At 53.7% G+C, this 22,966-nt stretch carries 23 protein-coding genes and 1 riboswitch; of the genes, 4 read left to right on the top strand and 19 right to left on the bottom strand.

What is annotated here, in order from left to right:
- Positions 1 to 20: 20 nt before the first annotated feature.
- From H7U06_RS16400 to H7U06_RS13315, 9 genes are all read right to left on the bottom strand, one after another.
- Positions 21 to 515: a protein YgfX gene (locus tag H7U06_RS16400; protein ID WP_368492573.1), complete on the bottom strand. Its 495-nt coding sequence runs from the start codon at positions 513 to 515 to the stop codon at positions 21 to 23.
- A gap of 52 nt (positions 516 to 567) precedes the next feature.
- Positions 568 to 1,809 (bottom strand): beta-ketoacyl-ACP synthase II, encoded by a 1,242-nt coding sequence (gene fabF, locus H7U06_RS13350; protein ID WP_124575133.1) that lies wholly within the window; start codon positions 1,807 to 1,809, stop codon positions 568 to 570.
- A 29-nt stretch (positions 1,810 to 1,838) separates the two neighbouring features.
- Positions 1,839 to 2,078: an acyl carrier protein gene (gene acpP, locus H7U06_RS13345; RefSeq protein WP_009664389.1), complete on the bottom strand. Its 240-nt coding sequence runs from the start codon at positions 2,076 to 2,078 to the stop codon at positions 1,839 to 1,841.
- A gap of 126 nt (positions 2,079 to 2,204) precedes the next feature.
- Positions 2,205 to 2,948: a 3-oxoacyl-ACP reductase FabG gene (fabG, locus tag H7U06_RS13340; RefSeq protein WP_175626616.1), complete on the bottom strand. Its 744-nt coding sequence runs from the start codon at positions 2,946 to 2,948 to the stop codon at positions 2,205 to 2,207.
- The gene (gene fabD, locus H7U06_RS13335) at positions 2,948 to 3,880 is read right to left on the bottom strand and encodes an ACP S-malonyltransferase (RefSeq protein WP_175626615.1); all 933 of its coding nucleotides are present in this window, start codon (positions 3,878 to 3,880) and stop codon (positions 2,948 to 2,950) included. The genes fabG and fabD overlap by 1 nt, the downstream gene beginning before the upstream one ends.
- Positions 3,881 to 3,932: 52 nt before the next feature.
- Positions 3,933 to 4,919 (bottom strand): beta-ketoacyl-ACP synthase III, encoded by a 987-nt coding sequence (locus H7U06_RS13330; protein WP_175626614.1) that lies wholly within the window; start codon positions 4,917 to 4,919, stop codon positions 3,933 to 3,935.
- An 8-nt stretch (positions 4,920 to 4,927) separates the two neighbouring features.
- Positions 4,928 to 6,013, bottom strand: coding sequence for a phosphate acyltransferase PlsX (plsX, locus tag H7U06_RS13325; RefSeq protein ID WP_175626613.1), 1,086 nt, complete (start codon positions 6,011 to 6,013; stop codon positions 4,928 to 4,930).
- Positions 6,014 to 6,160: 147 nt separating this feature from the next.
- Entirely contained in the window at positions 6,161 to 6,343 is a 183-nt protein-coding gene (rpmF, locus tag H7U06_RS13320) for a 50S ribosomal protein L32 (protein WP_012079211.1), read from the bottom strand.
- 124 nt (positions 6,344 to 6,467) lie between these two features.
- Complete coding sequence (locus H7U06_RS13315; protein WP_175626612.1) at positions 6,468 to 6,965, bottom strand: DUF177 domain-containing protein; 498 nt, start codon at positions 6,963 to 6,965, stop codon at positions 6,468 to 6,470.
- A gap of 107 nt (positions 6,966 to 7,072) precedes the next feature.
- Between H7U06_RS13315 and H7U06_RS13310 the strand changes: the two genes are divergently transcribed.
- Both H7U06_RS13310 and H7U06_RS13305 read left to right on the top strand, forming a co-directional pair.
- Positions 7,073 to 7,687: a Maf-like protein gene (locus H7U06_RS13310; protein ID WP_175626611.1), complete on the top strand. Its 615-nt coding sequence runs from the start codon at positions 7,073 to 7,075 to the stop codon at positions 7,685 to 7,687.
- 23 nt (positions 7,688 to 7,710) lie between these two features.
- Complete coding sequence (locus H7U06_RS13305) at positions 7,711 to 8,466, top strand: SAM-dependent methyltransferase (protein WP_175626610.1); 756 nt, start codon at positions 7,711 to 7,713, stop codon at positions 8,464 to 8,466.
- A gap of 270 nt (positions 8,467 to 8,736) precedes the next feature.
- Here the strand turns inward: H7U06_RS13305 and H7U06_RS13300 are convergent, their stop codons facing one another.
- From H7U06_RS13300 to H7U06_RS13285, 4 genes are all read right to left on the bottom strand, one after another.
- Positions 8,737 to 9,741 carry a S49 family peptidase gene (locus H7U06_RS13300; RefSeq protein WP_175626609.1) on the bottom strand — a complete coding sequence of 335 codons (1,005 nt, stop codon included), beginning with the start codon at positions 9,739 to 9,741 and terminating at the stop codon, positions 8,737 to 8,739.
- A 27-nt stretch (positions 9,742 to 9,768) separates the two neighbouring features.
- Entirely contained in the window at positions 9,769 to 10,143 is a 375-nt protein-coding gene (locus tag H7U06_RS13295; protein ID WP_175626608.1) for a Rieske 2Fe-2S domain-containing protein, read from the bottom strand.
- A 6-nt stretch (positions 10,144 to 10,149) separates the two neighbouring features.
- A complete protein-coding gene (locus H7U06_RS13290; protein WP_175626607.1) occupies positions 10,150 to 10,809 on the bottom strand; it encodes an HAD-IA family hydrolase in 660 nt (219 codons plus the stop codon).
- Between the two features lie 83 nt (positions 10,810 to 10,892).
- Positions 10,893 to 11,912 carry an RluA family pseudouridine synthase gene (locus tag H7U06_RS13285; protein ID WP_175626606.1) on the bottom strand — a complete coding sequence of 340 codons (1,020 nt, stop codon included), beginning with the start codon at positions 11,910 to 11,912 and terminating at the stop codon, positions 10,893 to 10,895.
- A gap of 708 nt (positions 11,913 to 12,620) precedes the next feature.
- Between H7U06_RS13285 and H7U06_RS13280 the strand changes: the two genes are divergently transcribed.
- Positions 12,621 to 15,503 carry an Rne/Rng family ribonuclease gene (locus H7U06_RS13280; RefSeq protein ID WP_175626605.1) on the top strand — a complete coding sequence of 961 codons (2,883 nt, stop codon included), beginning with the start codon at positions 12,621 to 12,623 and terminating at the stop codon, positions 15,501 to 15,503.
- Positions 15,504 to 15,709: 206 nt separating this feature from the next.
- Here H7U06_RS13280 and H7U06_RS13275 read toward each other — a convergent pair whose 3' ends face one another.
- From H7U06_RS13275 to H7U06_RS13260, 4 genes are all read right to left on the bottom strand, one after another.
- Positions 15,710 to 16,222, bottom strand: coding sequence for a 6,7-dimethyl-8-ribityllumazine synthase (locus H7U06_RS13275; RefSeq protein ID WP_175626604.1), 513 nt, complete (start codon positions 16,220 to 16,222; stop codon positions 15,710 to 15,712).
- A 76-nt stretch (positions 16,223 to 16,298) separates the two neighbouring features.
- Positions 16,299 to 16,473, bottom strand: a riboswitch (FMN riboswitch).
- 118 nt (positions 16,474 to 16,591) lie between these two features.
- A complete protein-coding gene (gene rmuC, locus H7U06_RS13270; protein WP_175626603.1) occupies positions 16,592 to 18,055 on the bottom strand; it encodes a DNA recombination protein RmuC in 1,464 nt (487 codons plus the stop codon).
- A 43-nt stretch (positions 18,056 to 18,098) separates the two neighbouring features.
- Positions 18,099 to 18,503, bottom strand: coding sequence for a group II truncated hemoglobin (locus tag H7U06_RS13265; protein ID WP_175626602.1), 405 nt, complete (start codon positions 18,501 to 18,503; stop codon positions 18,099 to 18,101).
- 52 nt (positions 18,504 to 18,555) lie between these two features.
- Positions 18,556 to 21,057, bottom strand: coding sequence for an ABC transporter permease (locus tag H7U06_RS13260; protein WP_175626601.1), 2,502 nt, complete (start codon positions 21,055 to 21,057; stop codon positions 18,556 to 18,558).
- Between the two features lie 347 nt (positions 21,058 to 21,404).
- Between H7U06_RS13260 and H7U06_RS13255 the strand changes: the two genes are divergently transcribed.
- Positions 21,405 to 21,689 carry a hypothetical protein gene (locus H7U06_RS13255; protein ID WP_175626600.1) on the top strand — a complete coding sequence of 95 codons (285 nt, stop codon included), beginning with the start codon at positions 21,405 to 21,407 and terminating at the stop codon, positions 21,687 to 21,689.
- Between the two features lie 13 nt (positions 21,690 to 21,702).
- Here the strand turns inward: H7U06_RS13255 and H7U06_RS13250 are convergent, their stop codons facing one another.
- Both H7U06_RS13250 and H7U06_RS13245 read right to left on the bottom strand, forming a co-directional pair.
- Positions 21,703 to 22,389 carry an RES family NAD+ phosphorylase gene (locus H7U06_RS13250; RefSeq protein ID WP_175626599.1) on the bottom strand — a complete coding sequence of 229 codons (687 nt, stop codon included), beginning with the start codon at positions 22,387 to 22,389 and terminating at the stop codon, positions 21,703 to 21,705.
- Positions 22,389 to 22,826: an antitoxin Xre/MbcA/ParS toxin-binding domain-containing protein gene (locus H7U06_RS13245; RefSeq protein WP_175626598.1), complete on the bottom strand. Its 438-nt coding sequence runs from the start codon at positions 22,824 to 22,826 to the stop codon at positions 22,389 to 22,391. Before H7U06_RS13245 ends, H7U06_RS13250 begins: the two co-directional genes overlap by 1 nt.
- Positions 22,827 to 22,966: the final 140 nt, after the last annotated feature.

The raw sequence follows: 22,966 nt of genomic DNA, 5'->3' as shown, positions 1-22,966 counted from the left end.
TTGGTTCAAAAAATTCGTAACTAAATCCCGCTGATACGCTGCTTATCAGCGTCTGCATGTCGCATGACTATCCAGCGACAAGCGACTAATAAGGCCCGATAACTATCTGGTGTTACTGAATCCGGCAAGATCACTACATTATGCGTTTGCCGGACGGCATTTTGTAGACGTAAGAGTAACAAACCTGGCCATAAAGTCGAGTCCGGCAGCAATTCCACCAACTCGCCCTCACCCGGTTCCCCCCTCTCACCTGCAGGCAGTCCAGCCAGACGGATCTGACCATTACCCGATATTTGTATCTTATATATTTTCCCATTCCTTAGAGTCCGGAAAAATACATAAGATCCACATGCTACGCATAGGACGGCAAGCAAGCTCCGTACTGTCAAACTCAAATCCCCAACCAACCCGAACAACAGCACTGCGGCAATCAAAAACAAGGTTGCGCACATCAGCACCAGCAGCCCGGCTAAGCATCTGGACTGCTGCACTACGGCTGATACCGCAATAGACATGGGAGGAATAAGTAAAAAATCCGATTACCCTTACGGAATAATCGGATTTTGATCAGACTTTACCAAAAATCAAGGTACCGTTCGTACCGCCAAAACCGAAGTTATTTTTCATGGCGTACTGAATAGGAATCTCGCGCGCGGTATTAGCGCAGTAGTCGAGATCACATTCCGGATCCTGATTGAAGATATTGATCGTAGGCGGCGAAATCTGATGATGCAAGGCGAGCACGGTAAATACCGACTCAAGTCCACCGGCACCACCGAGCAAGTGACCTGTCATCGATTTTGTCGAGTTGACTGTCAGCTTCTTCGCATGTGCGCCAAATGTGGCTTTCACTGCATCCGTTTCATTTTTATCGCCCAATGGGGTCGACGTGCCATGTGCATTCAGGTACTGCACTTGATCGGCAGCGATTTCCGCGCTCTTCAGTGCATTCGTCATGCTGCGACGTGGGCCATCCATGTTAGGAGCAGTGATGTGATAAGCATCGCCACTCATGCCGAAACCACACAGTTCCGCATAGATTTTTGCACCGCGTGCTTTCGCATGCTCGTACTCTTCCAGCACCATCACGCCAGCACCCTCGCCCAGGACGAAACCGTCACGGTCTTTATCCCATGGACGGGAAGCCGTAGCAGGATCATCGTTGCGCGACGACAAGGCGCGTGCAGAAGCGAAACCACCCAGACCCAGCGGTGAAATCGTCGATTCGGCACCACCTGCAATCATGACGTCCGCATCACCGTATTCGATCATACGACCAGCAGCGCCGATCGAATGCAAACCAGTGGTACATGCAGTCACAATCGCCAGATTCGGACCTTTCAGACCATAAATGATCGACAGGTGACCTGAAATCATGTTGATGATGGACGCAGGCACAAAGAACGGGCTGATGCGACGCGGGCCACGATTGGTCAGTTCAGCGTGGGTTTCTTCGATCAGCGGCAAGCCACCGATACCGGAACCGACGATGACGCCAATACGTTCGGCATTCTCTTCCGTCACAACCAAACCGCTGTCTCGCATTGCCTGCATGCCAGCTGCCACGCCGTAGTGGATGAATGTATCCATGTGGCGCGCTTCTTTACCGGGAATGTAGTCCTCGATATTGAAGTTTTTTACTTCTCCAGCAAAATGTGTGCTGAAGGGTGTCGCATCAAACTTGGTGATGGTTGCAATGCCAGATTGCCCTGCAAGAAGCGAATTCCATGCGTCTGCGACAGTGTTGCCGACGGGAGAAATACAACCAAGACCAGTGACGACGACACGACGTTTACTAGAGCGGCTCAAGCAATTCTCCTAGAGTCGTTCAAAACAACTTACGCTTTTACGTGTGCCTTGGCGTAATCGATCGCCTGCTGCACTGTAGTGATTTTTTCGGCTTGTTCGTCAGGGATTTCCATTTCGAATTCGTCTTCGAGCGCCATCACGAGTTCAACGGTGTCGAGCGAGTCAGCGCCCAGATCGTCAACGAAAGACGATTCGATTTTGATGTCTGCTTCGGCGACGCCCAGTTGTTCAGCGACGATTTTCTTAACGCGTTGTTCGATATCCGACATGTTTTAACTCCAATGGGTGGTTACAGAAAGTGCGCGCATTTTAGCAGGTTTGCGCACCGAAAATTCATTTTTAGCTTTTGTCATCAAGAAACCTGAAACTTCGGCTAAAAGTGACTAATTACAAATTTAGTTCATATACATACCGCCGTTGACGTGCAACGTGGTACCAGTAATGTAACTCGCCTGAGGCGATGCAAGGAAACTCACTGCAGCAGCAACGTCTTCCGCCGCGCCCAAACGTCCTAACGGAACCTGTTGCAGCAAGGCAGCAATTTGCTGCTCGCTCAGGGTTTTCGTCATATCCGTATCAATAAAACCAGGTGCAATGCAATTGACGGTAATGTTGCGGCTACCGATCTCACGTGCCAGAGCACGACTCATGCCAGCCACACCAGCCTTGGCTGCAGCGTAATTCATCTGGCCAGCATTGCCGGACGAGCCGACAACTGATGTTATGTTGATAATACGACCAGCTTTAGCCTTCATCATGCCGCGCAAAACCGCACGCGACAAGCGTCCGACCGCAGTCAGGTTGGTCGCAATGACGTTGTCCCACTCTTCGTCCTTCATGCGCATCGCCAGTTGATCCTGGGTGATGCCTGCATTATTGACGAGGATGCTGACAGCACCGAATTCTTTCTGGATCTCATCGATCAGCTCGACCGAGCGCGCGGCGTCATTAACGTCCAGCACGACGCCCTTGCCGCCGTTACCGAGATACTCGGAAATCGCGTTGGCACCGGATTCCGACGTTGCCGTGCCGATTACCTTGGCGCCCTGCTTAGCCAATTCCTGTGCAATCGCACGACCGATACCGCGCGAAGCGCCGGTGACCAGGGCGACCTGGCCGCTCAAATCAACTGTAGTCATTATTTCAAAAGCTCCAAAACAGCGTCCAGCGACGCTTGATCGACAATTGCATGTCCGGCCAACTCACCGTTGATACGCTTGGTCAAACCAGCCAATACCTTGCCAGGACCGCATTCAACGACGTCAGTGACGCCATCCGCAGCCATTTTTTGCACCGTCTCAACCCAGCGCACCGGATTGGCAGCCTGGCGCACCAGGGCGTCCTTGATACCATCAACATCGCTGACGATAGCGACATCGACGTTATTGATCAATGGAATTTGTGGTGCATTGAAAGTCAGCGTTGCCATGTATTCGCGCAAACGATCCGATGCAGGCTTCAGCAAAGACGAATGGAACGGCGCAGAAACCGGCAGCGACAACGCGCGTTTGGCGCCCTTCGCCTTGGCAGCTTCGCAGGCACGCTCGATCGCAGCCTTGTGACCAGCGATGACAACTTGCGCTGGAGCATTGAAGTTAACCGCTTCGACTACATCACCTTGCGCTGCTTCCGCACACACAGCCAGTACATCCGCGTCGGACAAACCGAGGATAGCAGCCATGCCACCCTGGCCGACAGGAACGGCTTCCTGCATCGCCTTGGCGCGGAAACGCACCAGCGGCACGGCATCCTTGAATGCGATCACGCCAGCCGCAACCAATGCGGAATATTCACCCAGGCTATGACCAGCGACCAGCGCCGGAGTCTTGCCGCCTGCAGCGATCCACGCGCGATACATCGCGACAGCGGCCGTCAGCATGACCGGTTGGGTGCTGGTAGTCAGGTCCAACTCTTCCTTCGGACCTTCGGAAATCAATTTAGCCAGATCGAACTGCAATGCGTCCGATGCTTCTGCCAGAGTTTGCTGCACGACTGCGTTGTCAGCGAAACCGTTGAGCATGCCGATCGCTTGCGACCCTTGCCCTGGAAAAACGAATGCGAATTTGCTCATGCTTGTTTTCTAGTTTTATTTAAAAAAACGATTTGCGTCCCTGTCCCCGGGATCACATCCGTGCCAGCACCGCGCCCCAGGTGAAGCCGCCGCCTACGCCTTCCATCATAACGTTCTGGCCTGGCTTGATACGACCATCACGCACACCAACGTCGAGCGCCATAGGAATCGAAGCAGCTGAAGTATTACCGTGCTGATCGACAGTCACGATCATTTTGTCCATGCCCAGGCCCAGTTTTTTGGCTGTGCTTTGCATGATACGGATATTGGCCTGATGCGGGATGATCCAGTCAACTTCCGACGACTCCATACCGGCCAATTCCAGCGCTTCGTGCGCCACTTTATCCAGCACCGAAACGGCCATCTTGAACACAGCAGGGCCATCCATATACAGGAAGGCGCTACCTTCAACCACACCCTTGTTGACCTTGCCAGGCAAGCACAGAATATCGCCGTAGTTACCATTTGCATGCAGCTTGGTTGCCAGCACGCCAGGCTCTTGCGAAGCCGTCATCAGGACAGCGCCGGCACCGTCACCAAACAAGACGCAGGTAGTGCGATCTTCGAAATCGATGATGCGCGAGAACACTTCCGCGCCGATGACCAACACGTTTTTATGCGTCCCGGCCTTAATGAAGTTGTCCGCGATCGATACCGCGTAGACGAAGCCGCTGCATACCGCTTGTACGTCGACAGCGGCGCAATCATTCGTGATGCCCAGTTTGCGCTGCACCACGCAGGCAGTGCTTGGGAAGCCGCCGAAGAAATCCGGGGTTGAGGTCGCAAGGATAATCAGGTCGACATCATTGACGCCGAGCTTGGCCATATCCAGTGCACGCTTCGCGGCCTCTACTGCGAGGTCACTGGATTGCACGCCTGCATCTGCATAGTGACGTGCTGAAATACCGCTGCGCGAAACGATCCATTCGTCGGAAGTTTCGATGCCATTGCTGGCCAATTGCGCAGCCAGTTCTTGATTGGTAACGCGGTTAGGTGGCAGGTAGCTGCCTGTACCGATAATCTTGCTGTAAATAGTCATGCGCTTTTCTATTTTTCTATTGATGTTGCATTAGATATTGCCACAGCGGAATCTTCTGGTGAGGCGTCAGATTGCGGCATCAAATCGGCAATCTTGGTCGAAATACGCGTCAACACATCGTACTTGGCGGCGTCAAACGCACGCTTGATCGCCCATTGATAACCATAAGCATCCGCGCCACCATGACTCTTGAATACCAGGCCACGCAGACCCAGCAGACTGCCGCCATTGTAGCGAGAAGGATTCATTCGTTGTGAAATTGCTTTCAGGGCTCCACGTGCGATCAATGCGCCCAGCAGATTCAGCGGGCTGCTTTTAAATTCAGTGGTGAGTACGCTCTTGACGAAACGTCCCAGTCCCTCGGAAGCCTTGAGAGTGACATTACCGACGAAACCGTCACATACGACGATGTCGGTCGTGCCTTTGAAAATGTCATTGCCCTCTACGTTGCCGTAGAAGTTCAGCCTGCCCTGCTCGTGATCTGCACGCAGCAAAACTGCGGTTTGCTTGACCACCTCATTGCCCTTGATATCTTCTTCGCCGACATTCAGCAAACCGACGGTAGGACGCGGATTGCCTTCCATCGCCGATACCAGCGCAGAACCCATCAATGCAAACTGATGCAAATGCTGCGGCTCGCAATCGACGTTCGCGCCGAGGTCGAGCATATAGGTAGGGCCGTCTTTTTGATTCGGGAGGATGCTGCAAATGGCGGGACGATTCACACCCGGCAAGGTCTTCAGCACGTAACGCGAGATCGCCATCAAGGCACCCGTATTACCGGCCGAGACGCAAGCATCGGCATCGCCCTGTTTGACCAGGTTAATCGCGACACGCATGGAAGAATCCTTCTTGCGGCGCAAAGCGATTTCGAGGGGGTCGTCCATCGTCACGACCTCGGTCGCATTCACGATCGATAAACGTGGATGTTCACTGGCCTTGTGTTTTTTCAGTTCGGCCAATAGCGATGCTTCCAGCCCGACCAAAATAAGCTCGGCATCTGGCTCGCTTTGAACAAACGAAATAGCAGCAGGAATGGTGACTGAGGGGCCGTGATCACCACCCATACAGTCGATAGATATTTTAATTGTCATTGGATTGACTCAGGGCGTCACTCTAACCGCATTATGGGCCAGATTCAGCTTGATTCAAAATGACGGAATGTGCTGTTTTAGCATATTAAAAAACGGCGCAAAGTTATGAACTTACCGCGCCGCTTTCTTTGCCTGAAAGACGAATGATTATTCGTCGTTTTTGGTTTTCAGGACTTTACGGCCACGATAAAAGCCGTTAGGGCTGATATGGTGACGCATGTGTGTTTCACCGGTGGTTGGCTCAACGCTCAGTTGCGGAGCAACCAGGAAGTCGTGCGAACGGTGCATACCGCGTTTCGACGGTGTCTTTTTGTTTTGTTGAACAGCCATGATAACTCCTAAACCTTAAGTTCTAAAATTCTAACACATCCGTTTTGCAAACTCACGGCAAAACCGATAATCCTTACTACAAAATCTCAATATGCCCGCTTAAGGCCTCACAGCTGCAGCGAATCTATTGCTTCATACCTTTCAGCACGTCGAACGGCGATGGTTTTCTTGCATTCATCGCACTCTCAACTGCTGCATTGTCTGGACACACATCGTGCTTAGGCGCCTGAGGAAGCGACAATAAAGCCTCGTCCTCAATCAGATCAGTAACATTCAATGTCTTGGATCCGACTATCACATCTATGGTGTCGTCTGCCAGCAACGCGTCTATTTCATCAGCGTGCTCATCGTTTTTTGCAAGAACCAGCACGGATTCCGATGCAATATCGAATTTCAGTGGCGTCATGCAACGCTGGCACATCAAATGAACTGAGCCGGATACCGACATAGTCAGTTGCGGGTGGCCCAAACCATCAGTACCACCATGCAAAGACCAATGCAGCGATGCAGGCATATTTACGGATTCTGCAGCAAGCCGCGGCAAATCAGCGATTGCAACGTCGCCTTCACGCTGCTCTCTATGCCGACTGAACTCGAAGGCGTCAATTACAAAAGCATTCATAGGCTTAGCCGAACCCGGAAAACCTGCGATAATAACAGGCTTTTCCTTTATTCGTCAAAGCGTTAGCGCAGTTTTTTTGAGCGCTCATTCAAATAAACATCAAATAAATGCCTTCTTCCGCCCCGCCAGCACGCCTGATCCTCGGTTCCAGCTCGGTTTACCGCAAAGAATTGCTTTCCCGGCTGGGCCTGCCGTTTGAAGTCATGACGCCGGATATAGACGAAACCGCCCTGACAGGGGAAACCCCGTCCGCCACAGCGTTGCGATTAGCACAACAAAAAGCTGCAGCCATCGCCATCAGGGCACCGGGCGCGCTAATCATAGGCTCGGATCAGGTCGCCACACTGGACGGCGAACAAATAGGCAAACCGGGCAACCATGCCAACGCCATGCTGCAATTGCAGAAAATGCGTGGTCGCGAAGTCGTTTTCCACACCGCACTTTGCCTGTTCGATGGTCGCAGCGACATTTCATCACCGCAGATCCAGCTGGAAAATATCCAAACCTTCGTGACTTTCCGCGATTTGCCGGATGCAGAACTCGATGCCTACCTGCACATAGAGCAACCTTACGACTGCGCGGGCAGCGCAAAAAACGAAGGCCTGGGCATCGCCATCCTGGAAAAAATCACCAGCAACGATCCGACCGCCCTCACCGGCCTGCCTTTGATCGCCTTGACCGGCATGCTGCGTCGCGCCAACATCGCATTTTTCAACACTTAAATAAGCAGCGCATTACAAACAACATGCCAGGCATTCTCTACCTCATACCAAACACACTGGGCCAGACCGAGGTCGCCGACACCGATCCGCTGGCTCACATCATTCCGCAAGAAGTACAAAGCATCACCGCGAAACTGGATTACTTCGTCGCCGAAAATGCTAAGACCACGCGCGCCTTCCTCAAACTGATAGGCACTCGTAATACCCTGGCCAAACCGATACAGGAAATCCGGATCAGCGAGCTCAACGTCAACACTGAAGCCAAGGCATTGCCTGCATTACTTGAGCCCTTGCTGGCCGGACAGGATGCTGGCCTGATTTCAGAAGCAGGCGTTCCTGCTGTCGCAGATCCGGGTGCCAACCTGGTGCGTCTCGCACATGCGCGCGGCATACAGGTACGCCCACTGGTCGGCCCTTCTTCCCTGTTGCTCGCAGTCATGGCCAGTGGTTTGAGCGGACAGAATTTTGCTTTCAACGGTTACTTGCCTATCGATGCCGCAGCACGCAGCAAACGCATCAAGCAATTGGAAGATCGCTCGCGCCAGGAAAAGCAAACGCAATTCTTTATTGAAACACCGTATCGCAATGCCGGTTTGCTCGAGACTCTCGTCAACACCTGCAATCCGAATACGCTGATCAGCGTCGCCACCGATCTCACGCTGCCATCAGAAGTGATCAAAACGCAAACCGCGGCGCGCTGGAAAGCAGATTTGACGTCCGGCAAAACGCCCGACTTCCACAAAAAACCTACCGTCTTTTTACTGCTCGCAGATAGCTGAGCACAAATGCAAAACGGCGATGTTTCATCGCCGTTTTGCCTGTCTCCGTAGGAGACATTAGGAGAGGTCGAAGACCTTCATTTTTCCAGCATAGACACGCTACCGAAATGCGAGCGGATGCCCCTTAGCAGTTGCAGACGTTGTTGCATTCACATCTCCAGATGCTGATAGCGCACTACCAATATAGACAAGCGCAAACAGATTTCAAGCTCAGTTACACTCTTGCGTCGCCGCATTAATGCAACACCGCAATGTGGCTTTTCGAGCGAATTACTTCAGCGTAGGAACTGCTTGTTCGGTAATGGCTTTCATCGCAGATGCGCCTGCTGCCGCACCGAACTTGCGCAATACACGATCAGACAAACCTTCACGCTGCGTGTAATCAACTATATTCGTCGACTTGAATTCATCGCGCGCGACGCTTTCAACCGTACCGAAGCCATCGGCCAAACCTAGTTCCACCGATTTGGCACCAGTCCAGACCAGGCCAGAGAAAATTTCAGGCGTATCTTTCAGGCGCTTGCCGCGTCCTTTACGCACCACGTCTATGAACTGCTCGTGGATTTCATTCAGCATCTCTTGCGCGTAATGCTTTTGCGTTTCGGTTTGCGGGCTGAACGGATCCATAAAGCCTTTGTTATTACCAGCGGTCAGCATGCGTCGTTCAACGCCCAGCTTTTCCATCGTGCCGGTAAAGCCAAAGCCATCCATCAACACACCGATAGAACCGACGATGCTCGCCTTGTTAACATAGATGCGATCAGCTGCAGCCGCGATGTAATAACCACCGGACGCACACATTTCATTGACGACGACATACAAAGGTTTTTGCGGATACTTTTTGCGCAGGCGCGTGATTTCATCATTGATGATGCCCGCCTGTACCGGGCTGCCACCCGGGCTATTGATTTGCAAAATCAAACCAACCGAACCCGGATCTGCGTAGGCTTTGGTCAAAGCGGAAATCACGGTATCTGCATCGCCCGCGCCCTTCGCTTCTATCGTGCCTTCGATCTTGATCAGCGCAGTATGCGGACCTACGTTTTCCATATCGCCGACCGATGGACCGAAGCTCATCCACAGCGCGAACGCAATCAGCGCCACCGTGACAAATTTAAAGAAGATGCCCCAACGTCGACGCGCCCTCTGCTCCTTGAGCGTGGCGAAGGCCAGTTTTTCCAGCACTTCGCGTTCCCAGCCTTCCTTCTTCGGCGCAGGGGCCGCGGATGACTGCCATGCAGACGGCTGATTCAGGTTGTCGTTATCGTTGCTCATGATGTCGTGTGTTTTGTTCCGCGCCGCTTATGCGCGCGCGGGTCTTACGTATTCGTCTGCCTGCCAGAATACCTGATTATCCTTCTCGATGACGACAATTGCGCGCAAGCGCCCGCCGCGGCATGGGCCACCAGCACAACGTCCGGTTTCAGGCAGATAAACCGCGCCATGCGTGGAGCAGATCAGGTAACGTCGTTCCGACTCGAAAAACTCGCCGTTATTCCAGTCCAGCTCAATCGGAATATGCGCGCAACGATTCAGGTAACCATAAGCGACGCCGTTGTAGCGAATTACAAAAGCACCCGCATCTTCACCACCCGCCGTCACCGGGAAACGCACGCCCTTGCCGCCGTCTTCCAGCGCAGCCGAGTCACAAACCGGAATCAGGATCTCAGTAGTCAATCTTGCTTATCCGTTTTCATTCAGCCAGGTGTGTAGCTCTGCCACCGAAGTTGCTGCATACATTGGATTGAGCGCTGTCAGCTCAGCCGGAGTATGCGCGCCGTAATGCACGGCCACGCCAGCGGCACCTGCATTCTGTGCCAGCAACAAATCGTGCGTGGTGTCGCCGATCATCACCGTACGCTTCATATCCTGCCCCAGCTCACGCGTCAGCTCCTGCAACATCGCAGGATGCGGTTTGGAGAAAGTTTCGTCAGCGCAGCGTGTCGCATCAAACAAAGACAGCAACTTGGTACCATCCAGCGCCCGGTTCAAACCAACCCGGCTCTTGCCGGTCGCCACTGCCAGGAAGTAACCCTGCTGCGACAAATCTTCCAGCATCTCGCGCACACCTTTAAACAAGGTCAGACCACCATCCTGATTCAGGTAGTGATAACGGTAGCGCTCGACCATGCGTGGGTAGTATTTAGGATCGATGCCCGGCAATGCTGTTTCCATCGCTTTTTGCAGACTCAGTCCGATTACATGCGCAGCGGCCTGATCTGCCGGAATCGGCAATCCCAGGTCTTTGGCTGCTGCTTGTATACAGTTAACGATAACTGCCGTGCTATCCATCAAAGTGCCATCCCAATCGAAAACGATGAGATCAAATTGCTTTCTTGCCATGTAACCCGGCAGCGCGCTGCCAGCTCCTTTAACTATATAAATAGATATGACGCGCTGACCGACTCGCGACCAGCACGCATCAATTAATTAGCGGACTTCTTCAAACTCTTCAGGAAGCGCTCGCACTCCGGCGGCAAAGGCGCATTCAGCGTCACTGACTTGCCGGTTTCCGGATGGATGAATGTAATTTGATGTGCGTGCAAAAACATTCGTTTCAAGGGCACGCGTTCGCCATCAGCTTTCTGCAAATCACGATTCAGCGCGAAATCACCATATTTATCATCACCAGCGATCGCAAAGCCGCTGGATGCCAGATGCACGCGGATCTGGTGCGTACGACCGGTTTTCAATTCTGCTTCCAGCAAGGCAAACGGGCCGTAACGCTGAATCAGGTTGAACACCGTATGCGATTCCATACCATCGGCTTGTACGCGTACCCGACGCTCACCTTCCGGCGTCGTATATTTATGCAGCGGCAAGCGCACATGCTGGCGCGCATTCTTCCAGTCGCCATGCACCAGCACCAGATAACGCTTGTCAGGTTCACCGCCACGGATTTGCTCATGCAAATTTGTCAACGCCGAGCGCTTCTTGGCCAAAACCAGTACGCCGGAAGTATCCCTATCCAGACGGTGCACCAATTCCAGGAATTTGGCATCTGGACGTGCTGCCCGCAATTGCTCGATCACGCCATAGCTGACACCCGAACCACCGTGCACGGCAACACCGGCCGGTTTATCGATCACCAGCAAATGATTGTCTTCAAGCAAGATTTTGAATTCTGCACCGGGCGCGGTCGATGGCGCTTTTTCGGCGATCCGGATCGGTGGGATGCGGACGATATCGCCTTCAGCCAAACGATAGGTTTGATCTATGCGACCTTTGTTAACGCGCACCTCTCCAGAGCGCAAAACGCGATAGATGTGGCTTTTCGGCACGCCTTTACAAATACGCAACAAAAAGTTGTCTATGCGTTGTCCGGCGTCTTCATCATTGATCGTAACAAGCTGAACTTGAGCCGGAACGGGTGATTGGACCTGTGATGACCGGGAGGGCGAGCGGGTTTGAGCCTCTTTCCCAGAAAATATCGCTAAGTCCTTCATTTTGAATATATAATCAATTCGCAATGGTTAGTAGCCATTGCAGGTGTAAGAATAAAAAGCACATTCTACACAGGGGCGTCTCCATCGGCCTCGCCAATTTGCAAATTCGATGGAAAAGATGTGTATGCAGCGCCCCTGTGCGAGTCAAGGTTGCACCGTTGTTGTAATCGGATAACGCGTAAGGGTGTTGGTCAAGAATGTTTGGATTGTTAGGATAAGTCCGGCAAGCTCGCCGTTTAATGGCAAGCTTGCTGGTTGATAAAGTTGAAACTGTTTGCCGATTCTGCCCATGCTCTGTATGGCTCAACCAATTTGCTCACCACTCGCGATTGTGTTTGTAGCGCTCGATTCAATCGACGCGCACGATGCAGATCAAGTGCGCATTCGGCATCCGCTTCACTTTATCCGCGCCCCGTTGTGACTACAGCGCATTAGCGCTAAGTATCACACACCAAGGCAATTCCCTCCCCAAACCTTCCTGCCCCGCGTACATCCCTGTACTGTTGCTGTAGATGGCGCATATCGCCGTTGATGCCACATAGAAACGCACCGTAGAACTGCAGCTTGCTGCGAATTTTCCCGATAGCCATAGCTGTCGCCACTATTCGCTTCACGCAGGACACATGCTTGCGATTCACTTGTGCCTCGACGGTTATATGTAGTGCTACTGCACATAAAAAAACGGCCTTAGAGCCACGGAGCACTTACATGAAACGCATGTTATTTAATGCAACGCAGCAAGAAGAATTGCGTGTTGCTATTGTCAATGGGCAAAAACTCATAGACATCGATATCGAAACAACCGGACGCGAACAACGCAAGTCCAACATATATAAAGGCGTCATCACCCGTATCGAGCCTTCGCTCGAAGCCTGCTTTGTCAGCTACGGTGAAGATCGTCACGGCTTCCTGCCATTCAAGGAAGTTGCCCGCACCTACTTCAAGGAAGGCGTCGATGTCCGTAACGCCTCGATTAAAGATGCGTTGCGCGAAGGCCAGGAAATCATGGTCCAGGTCGAAAAGGAAGAACGCGGCAATAAAGGCGCTGCACTCACCTCCTTCATCTCGCTGGCCGGCCGCTATCTGGTTCTGATGCCGAACAACCCACGCGGTGGCGGTGTATCGCGTCGCGTCGAAGGGGAAGATCGCCAGGAACTGCGCGAAACCATGGACAAACTGGACTTGCCGCAAGGCATGTCGGTGATCGCCCGTACCGCTGGTATCGGCCGCAATGTCGATGAATTGCAATGGGATTTGAACTACCTGATGCAATTGTGGCGTGCGATTGAAGGCGCCGGTCAATCCGGTGGCGGCGCATTCCTGATTTACCAGGAATCCTCGCTGGTGATCCGCGCTATCCGCGACTACTTCCAGCCTGATATCGGTGAAATCCTCATCGATACCGACGAAATCTACGAACAAGCTCAGCAGTTCATGAGCCACGTCATGCCGGATATGGTGCACCGTGTGAAGCGCTATCGCGACGACGTGCCTCTGTTCTCCCGCTTCCAGATCGAACACCAGATCGAAACCGCATACTCGCGTACCGTTCCACTGCCATCCGGCGGCGCCATCGTCATTGATCACACCGAAGCGCTGGTATCGGTCGACGTCAACTCGGCGCGCGCTACCCGCGGCAGCGACATCGAAACTACAGCTTTCCACACCAACTGTGAAGCGGCTGAAGAAGTAGCCCGGCAATTGCGCTTGCGCGATCTGGGCGGTCTCATCGTCATCGACTTCATCGACATGGAAAACGCGAAGAACCAGCGTGAAGTCGAAACCCGCCTGAAAGATGCACTGCACTACGACCGTGCCCGCGTCCAAATGGGCAAGATCTCGCGTTTCGGCCTGATGGAATTGTCGCGCCAACGCCTGCGTCCTTCGCTGTCCGAAGGCAGCCATGTGACCTGCCCGCGTTGCAACGGCACCGGCCACATCCGCGATACCGAATCATCCGCATTGCAAGTCCTGCGCATCATTCAGGAAGAAGCAATGAAAGAAAATTCAGCTTCGATCCATGTTCAGGCACCAGTCGACGTTGCAGCCTTCCTGCTCAACGAAAAACGCGGCGAAATCCTGAAGATCGAAACACGTCACCGCGTTTCCGTCATCCTGATCCCGAACAAGCATCTGGAAACACCACACTACAAGCTGGAACGCATCAAGCACGATGATCCACGCCTGGAAGAAACACAAGCCAGCTACGCGATGACGGAAGAAGCAGACACCGACATCAGCTACGGCAAACGTCAAAAAGAAGAAAGCAAGCCACGCCAGGAAGCCATGGTAAAAGGCATTACGCCGGATCAACCAGCCCCTATCGTGGAACGCAAACCAGCAGAAGCCGCCAAAGCAGCGCCTGTTGAATCCAAAGGTTTCTTCCAAAAACTGTTCGCCTTCCTCGGCGGCGGTGCTGAACAGCCAAAAGCGGCAGCAGCCCAGCCAGTAGCAGAAGACAAACAGCAACGTAACCGCGAACGTGGCGAACGCAATGCCAACGGTGGCCGTAACCAACGCAACCGCAGCCGCGGTGGTCGTGGTCGCGATCGTGAAGAACGCGAAGAAACAGCTAAACCAGCAGCACCAGCAGCAGAAACCCAACAGGCCCGTCCGCCACGCCCACCGCGTGAACCACGTGAAGGCAATGCTGAAGGTCAACAAGGCCGCCGTGAACGCACACCGCGTCCACCACGCGAAGAACGCAAGGAAGTCGCTGAGGATTCGGCATTGTTGCAAGGCGCGGCAGTTGCTGCCAGCGTTGCACCTACCCGCAACCCGGCTCCAGCCGGCGAAGCAACTGAAGCAGTCGTGGTACTGGATGCAAACGGCATCCCTGTTCCAGCCGCTGAAGGCGAAGAACAACCACGTCGTCGTCGCCGTCGCGGTGGCCGCAACCGTAATCGTCGCGATCGTGACAACACCGAAGCAGGTGCTGAAAACGAAGGTAGCGAAGAAGACGTAAGCGCATCGCAAGACGAAACTGCACCGCAAGTTCAGGTACAGCAAGCCGCGCCAGCACCAGCGCCAGCAGTAGTCAACGAAGCTGTCGCAGCCGAAGCACCAGTCAGCGCCCTCACCGCAGCTATCCCAGCTCCGGTGGTACCGCAGGAAGTGGCCAAAGTTGAAGGTGAAGTTGTTGTTCCGGCAGTCGTATTTGCCCCTGCTCCAGCACCGGCACCAGTCGTTGCAGCTGCTCCGGTAGTGGTAGCGGCACCAGTTGCAGAAACAGTGGCCGCAGAAGTTGTTGCGCAAGCTGCACCGGTTGCACCAGCAGTTGAAGTTGCGCCAGTCGTAATCGAACTTGCTCCGGCACCAGTTGCTGCGGCTCCAGTCGTTGCACCTGCACCAGTAGAGGCACCTGCTGCTGCTCCAGCTCCAGTCGCAGCACCAGCCGCACTGTCGACCGACAACCTGGCAGCAGTCCTGCAAGCTGCAGGCCTGGTACTGGCTTCCACCAACCCTGAAAAGCTGCGTGCAGCTCAGGAAGAAGCCGCCAAATACGTAGCGCCACCACGTGTACCACGTGAACGCAAACCGGTTCCACCGCAATCAACTGAACCGTTGATCCAGATGGAAACCAAACGGTAATAAGTAAAAAGGGAGCTTCGGCTCCCTTTTTTATTGTTGGTCTGGTTTGCGTGTTGATGTTGCTGAGTCTTTTCTCTCTACGAAGAGCAAACAGAATCAGCAACAAGCGAACGAAAACCAACCCACCAATAAAAAATGCCGCTTAGTAAATCCAAGCGGCATTCCCATTTCCAACTCTCCAAACTACTCGGGGAGCAAAACCGACATCAGGCAGCAATCCGCTCCTGCGTCAGCGCTTCTATCTTCTGCAAACGCGCAATCGTGTCCGCACAAGCATGCGCCGCTTCCTTACCCTTCACCAGGAAGTGCTGGAAGAAGAAGTTTTGATGCTCATCGTGCGAGTGGAAGTGATGCGGTGTCAACACTGCGGAGATAACCGGCACTTCTGTTTCCAGTTGTACCTGCATCAAGCCGCTGATGACAGCCTGCGACACGAACTCGTGACGATAGACACCACCATCGACCACCAGCCCGGTACCGACCACGGCGGCATAACGACCAGTCTTGGCCAATACCTTCGCATGCAGCGGGATTTCAAATGCGCCCGCGACTTCAAAGAAGTCGATGCTGTCTTCGGTGTAGCCGCGTTCGGCCATTTCAGCGATGAATGCGATGCGGCATTGATCAACGATTTCCTTGTGCCAGCTCGCTTGTATGAAAGCGATACGACGTACTGCTGATTTAGATTTGATATCTATAGCTTGTTGCGTTTGTGGCATGTGAAGCTCCTGTTTGCAAATAAAATGCAGGGCGTACAGGAATGGCAAAGCGCACGTTACCGTGCGTGTAAAGTCATTCCGTTCTCTATCATCCGGACTATGACCGTCGGCCTCGGGATCACACCGAGTCTGCTGACCTTGTTGAAGTTGTCTGCAGAAAGCAGACCGGAAACTCCAGCAAGCGCTCGCGGGCTATACGCCTAAACGTAATTACCGCCGGTGGGGAATCGCACCCCGCCCCGAGAACGTTAAACTGATGCGAGGTATGCGCGAATACGTCAGCACACACATCGCATCAGATGTCGACAATTTATCATGATTTAAAAAAGGCTGCAGGCGAGCAACGAATTTGCAATTCCACTGCTACTCTTACTCGTCCAGCAGATCACCCAAAGGCAGGTCTACACCGAGCAATTGCTGCGCGGCCTCACTCGGCAACGCTTCAACTGATTTGAGTTTGCGCGTCATTTGACGGCTGCGTGTTTCAGCTTGTTCGATATTCTTCGCCGCACGTTCCAGGGTAGTCTTGGTCGCTGCCAGCACGTCGCCAAATTTGCCGAATTCAGTTTTGACTGCACCCAGCACTTGCCACACTTCGGACGAACGCTTTTCCAGCGCCAGAGTACGGAAGCCCATTTGCAGGCTATTCAACAAAGCCGACAAGGTCGATGGGCCAGCGATGCTGATACGATGCGTGCGTTGCAAATCATCAGCCAGACCAGGACGACGCATGACTTCTGCGTACAAACCTTCAGTCGGCAAGAACAGGATCGCAAAGTCTGTGGTTAATGGCGGCGACAAATACTTTTCGGCGATTTTCTTCGCCTCAAAGCGCACTACCCGCTCCAGCTCACGCCCGGCCAGCAACACGCCATCTGCATCGGCGCGATCAGCAGCTTCCGCCAGGCGTTCATATTGTTCTTTCGGGAATTTGGCATCGATAGGCATCCAGATCGGTGTCTGTCCATCGTCAGTACCTGGCAACTTGATCGCGAACTCGACACGCTCACCGGAACGCGGAACGGTTTCCACATTCTTCGCGTACTGATCCGGTGTTAACACCTGTTCCAGCAACATCTCCAGCTGTACTTCACCCCAGGTACCGCGGGTTTTGACATTCGTCAGCACGCGTTTGAGATCGCCGACACCGATCGCCAGTTGCTGCATCTCGCCGAGGCCCTGATGCACTTTCTCCAGGCGATCCGAAACCAGCTTGAAGGATTCGCCAAGGCGCTGCTCCAGCGTCGCATGCAGCTTCTCATCGACGGTCTTGCGCATCTCTTCCAGGCGCGTGCCGTTATCGGTTTGCAAGTCCTTGATCTTGGCTTCCAGCGTCGCACGCACCTCAGCCATGCGTTGCGCATTCGATTCAGTCAGCGTACTCAAGGTTTGATTCAGCGTGTCACCGAAATTTTTCAGTGCTGTCGCCTGTTCTTCGCGTCCGGCTTGCGCTTGCGCACCTATTGCCAGGCGCATCGCTTCCAGCTGCTGGGCATTGGCTTCGTTCAGCTTGGCCAGTTGCTGGGCAAAGGAATCGATCTGATTGTTTTGCAGTGTGGCGACGCTGGTCAGCTGGGTCGCCAGCGCTTGCTGAAATTGCGTAAAGTTATTGCCCAATTCCTGCCGGGTCGATTGTGCGGTCGACTGCACTTGCTCGCGCAGTTCGCGCTCTATGCGCTCAGCACCTTGCTGTTGATGCGCTTTAATCTCATTCTGCAATTGCGTTAGCTGCGGTGTGATATCGGTGCTGCGTGCGCGCAGCAAGACCACCACCTGCAACACGATGATGACTGCAGCCAGCACTGCCAGGATGATGAAATGCAGTTGAGTCATGATTGGACTTTATTCGGGTGTAACGGGGAAAACTGCCGGATGCTTAACCGTGCGTATTACGCATCCAGTCAGCGGTGTCATAGAACGCTTGCTGCAAACGTTTTTGAATACGCTCTTCGATGCCGACATCCTGCATCGCGGTTTCCATGCAACGCAACCATTGGTCACGCTCATCGGTCGCGATCGCATAAGGCAGATGGCGTGCACGCAAACGTGGATGACCAAAACGTTCAACAAACATATTCGGACCGCCGGTCCAGCCGGACAGGAACCAGTAAAGTTTGTCGCGCGAACCTTCCAGTGTGGTCGGATGCATCTTGCGTATACCGGCATACGCAGGTTCGAGGTCCATCAAGTCATAAAACCGGTCTACCAGTTCACGTACTTTGGCGTCGCCGCCTATCATTTCATAGATAGTTGCAGGCTGGGTTTCTTGTTCAGTAGTCATAGCCTGCATGATACCGCATCGCTATTCGATACGGCATCATGCCCCGCCAAAATCAGGCTTCGCGCAGGGTCTGCAAAGGTGGTTGCTTGAGGACATGACGCAAGCCCACCCAGCCACCGATAAACGCGCAGGCAGCGCCTATGCCCAGTCCTGCCAGCCACACCACCGGGCTGAACATCCATTCGAAATCAAAGACAAAATGCGCCAGGCTCCAGCCCACTGCGGTCGCGCCCGTTGCCGCCAGCAAACCAGCCAGGCCACCCACCAGTGCAAACTCGATCCATTGTGATTGCGACAACTGCTTGCGCGTTGCACCCAAAGCGCGCAACAAGCCAGCCTCACGTGTGCGCTGATCCTGGGAACTGGCCAGCGCCGCATACAGGACCAGCATGCCCGATGCCAGTGTGAAGAGGAACAGGAATTCAACTGCCGTCACCACCTGGTCTATCACCTCCTGCACCTGCTTCAGCATGCTGCCGATATCGACTACCGTCAGGTTGGGGAAATCGCGCGTCAACTGGTTTTCCAGTCCGGTATTCGTCTGCGGCAAATGGAAGGCCGTGATCCATGTTTGCGGCATATCTTTCATCGCAGCAGGATTGATGATGACAAAGAAATTCACCCGCATCGAACCCCACTCCAGCTTGCGCAAGCTAGTGATAGGAACGTCGACAGTTTCACCTGCGACATCGAACTTCAAATGATCGCCCAGCTTCAGGTTCAGGGTCTTGGCCAGGCCGACTTCGACCGAAGCTTCCGGTTTGCTGTTATCAAACCAGCGTCCGGCGGTGATTTCATTTTGCTCGGGAATCTTCATCATGGTCGACAGATTAAACTCGCGGTCGACCAGACGCTTGGCGCGATCTTCGATAAAGGTTTCACCGGTGATTTCCTTGCCGTTAATCGCCAGCAAGCGGCCACGTATCATCGGATACAGATCATTACCGGCGATATTGTTTTGTGCCAGGCGTGCTTCTATCTGCGCCTTCTGCTCAGGCTGGATATTGATCACGAAACGATTCGGCGCATCTGGTGGTGTCGCGTTGCGCCAGGCTGAAACCAGGTCGCCACGTATCACCGTCAGCAAGAGCAAGGCCATCAAGCCCAAAGCCAGTGCCACCACCTGCACCACCGTCGCACCCGGACGGCGCTGCAATGCGGTGACGGCAAAACGCCAGCTCGGGTGATTGATCAAGCCGCGCAGCGATTGCAAAGACTTCAGCGCAAACCAGCTAATCACCGCAAAGCCAGCTAGGCCTCCGAGGAAGCCCGCTGCCGTCAGCAAACCCAGCTTCACATTACCCGCCTGCCACAACAGCAAGCCGACAAAGGTCAGCAAACCCAATACATAGGTCGCGATCGTCATCGGCTGCGGCATATCCTGCTCACGGCGTATCACACGGTTGTGCGGCACATTGCGCAACTGCAGGATAGGTGGCACGGCAAAGCCAATCAGCAACAGCAATCCGGTTACGATGCCCTGCGCCGCCGGCAAGAAGGAAGCCGCAGGCAAACCATTCGTCACCAATTTGCCCAGCCATTCGATCAGCACAAAGTGCGCAGCAAAGCCAATCGCGGCACCTACTGCACTGCCCAGCAAACCGACAATCAGGAATTCAATCAGGTACAGGCTGGTTACCTGATTCTGCGTCATGCCCAGGCAGCGCAGCATCGCACAGGCATCAACATGGCGCAGCATGAAGCGACGTGCCGCCATCGCCACTGCGACTGCGGCCAGCATTGCCGACAACAAGCCAACCAATGACAGGAATTGCTCGGCGCGCTCCAGCGTGGCGCGCATTTCCGGTCGTCCGGATTCCAGCGATTCGGTGCGTACGCCCTTGAGGTTTTGCTTCTCTATCTGTTCCAGCACCTGCTTATCAAACGCAGCAACGTCCGCTTGCTTGCCAGCGACCAGCATGCGATAACTGACACGTGAGCCGTTCTGCACCAGGTTGGTGGCGGCCAGATCAGTTTGCGCCAGCATTACCCGTGGCGCGAAGTTCATAAAACCTGCGCCGCGATCCGGCTCAAAGTTAAGTACCTTGGCAATCGTGAAGGTTTTATCACCCAGCTTCAGCGGACTGCCGACTGCGACATTCAGGCTTTCCAGGATGCCCGGATCGACCCATACCGTACCAGCGGCGGGAATGACATCTGTCACTTCGCCCTCACCTGCTACCGTCTCCGCCACTTTCAGCTTGCCGCGCAACGGGTATCCGGTCGTCACAGCCTTGATCGAAGCGAGCTTGGATACCGCTTGCTCGCCCTCACCGGCTATCGCCATACTCGGAAACACGGTGGTATCTGCCAGTTGCAAACCGCGTTGCTGTGCTTCCTTGCGCATGGCTGCAGCGATCGGCTCATCTGCCCGTATCACCAGATCAGCACCCAGCAATTGATGTGCATCGCGATTCAAACCGGCACGCATGCGATCAACAAAGAAACCGACAGAAGATAAAGCAGCTACCGCAACAATCAGCGACACCAGCAGGAAACGCAGTTCACCGGCACGCCAGTCGCGTTGCGTCATACGTAGGGATTGCACAAACATGAGTTCAGGCACTTTCTAAAAAACAGCAACGACAGCCGCAGCGAGCATGCAAAACGGCAAACCCGCGACGTTAAGGAATTCTGATGGGAAAGACATTAGCAGAGCCAGTCTGCTTGCTTAGCCTTATCCAGGCCAAGTTGCATAAGACTAACTTAAAAATGCCTATCTGGTGGCACGGAGCCGAAACCAAAATGTTGGTCATCGGCAAATGGAATTTTTGCCAGTCAGCAGAGTCGGTACTATATTGAGGGTAGCGTATTCAAAATAGCGTCAACACGCATGCTTATACCTCTGGCCGCAAGCGGCAGAACACATCTGCCGCCGTCCGTAGAGAAAAGGATGATCGCATGACTGTTACCAGGAATAAATTCGGGGTACCGCAATATCCGCTGGATGATGCGCGCAGATTGTTTGTATTGGCATCTGCGATCGACTTACTGGAGCGCCCCACTCCCACCGCGATCGATGACCTGACAGGTATCGACAAAAGTTCGATAGATGAACAAGTCGACAAGCTGCGCGAACAATACGGCATGGTCATCCACAAATTTGGCGACATCTACCGCATCGAGTCATGGGGCGACGTGCTGAACAAGGACAGCGTGGCAAAGGCGATGCAACAGGGCGCCTGATCTCCAGAACCACCTATTTACGTACCGCCTTCACCTTGGGTTCAGGTGTACCCGACCATGTCAGTTCATACACCTGCCCACGCCGCACATTCCCAACCAGTGCCGGACGGAAGCATGCCAGATTGGTACCGCCCGCATGCCGCACGCTGGGATAAATAATCCCCAGCGCTCCTGCTTCCAATAACTGTACTGCCAGCTTTTGCGACGCAAGATAGCTATCAGGTGCCAGGCATTTGGCATAACGCGTCGCGCCGCGCAGGTCATGAAACTCGCTATTAAAATCCGCCAATAAGACTTGATAACGCACACTATCGTCAAAACGGTCTATCTCGTAGTACTCGACCGTCTTGTGAAAGATGATCTCGGCCAGCGCTGTCTGCAACTCGAAAGCGCAATACCAGGCACCGCGTTCATCGGTATTGAAGCGACTGCCTTCCGGCCGCGCATAGGTATAGGCTGCATTAATCATGCGAAAGTTAGGCACACCAAACACCAGCTCGTCGACACCGATGCCGGTAGCCCTGCCATGCTCGGCGATCAGGCGCGCATTGGTTGCATTATCCAGTTCAAAGATATCGGCCAGATGCTTCTCGTCTTCGGACAGCGCAACCAGTACTGAATCTTCTTTATCGACAAAACGCGAAGGGATTAAGCGGCAGGTATCAAACTGCCGCAACAGCACTAACGGAGGTGACGCCATCACAAGCCTCCGCGTCGTGCATCCAGTAATTTGCGTACGGTCTGCATCGCCAGCAAGCCACCAGCCTGCATATAAGCCAGCGGCGACACGCCGGAGAAAATCACGTTTTTATTCGGCAGACTGACCCACTCATCCGCCAGCTTCTCACCGTACAAAATGTGCAGCGCCTTGTAGATACCGATCAGATAGGAAATGCGCGTGATGCGATCGACCTCAAGCAGACGATCAGGATTCTTTTTCCACTCATAGAAAGCACTGCTGGACAAACCGCCCAGCAACTCGCGCGCATCTTCATCGCGCAGCTTCCACGCCGCGGCCAGCAAGAAAAAACCTTTCAGCGCGGAGCGCGACAAGCGCTCTCTTTCTGACTTCGCGTTCAGGTCTACCAGCGTTGCTGGTTCAAATCGGCTCTTCGGATAAGCGTAAGCTGCACTCATGATTACCTCCATATATGGATATAATATACTCCAAATACGGAGTTTCAAGTTTACTACCAGCACTCCTGATCAGCGCCGGACATGCAGAAAAACACGATATATGCATGAATGGTTTAAAACTATGCACAAATGATTGTTTC

This window comes from Herminiimonas sp. Marseille-P9896 (assembly GCF_903993245.1).
In the GTDB taxonomy this organism is placed as follows: Bacteria; Pseudomonadota; Gammaproteobacteria; order Burkholderiales; family Burkholderiaceae_D; genus Oxalicibacterium; species Oxalicibacterium contaminans.
Note: the sequence above shows the minus strand (reverse complement) of the source record. Positions and strands in the feature narration are given on the sequence as shown.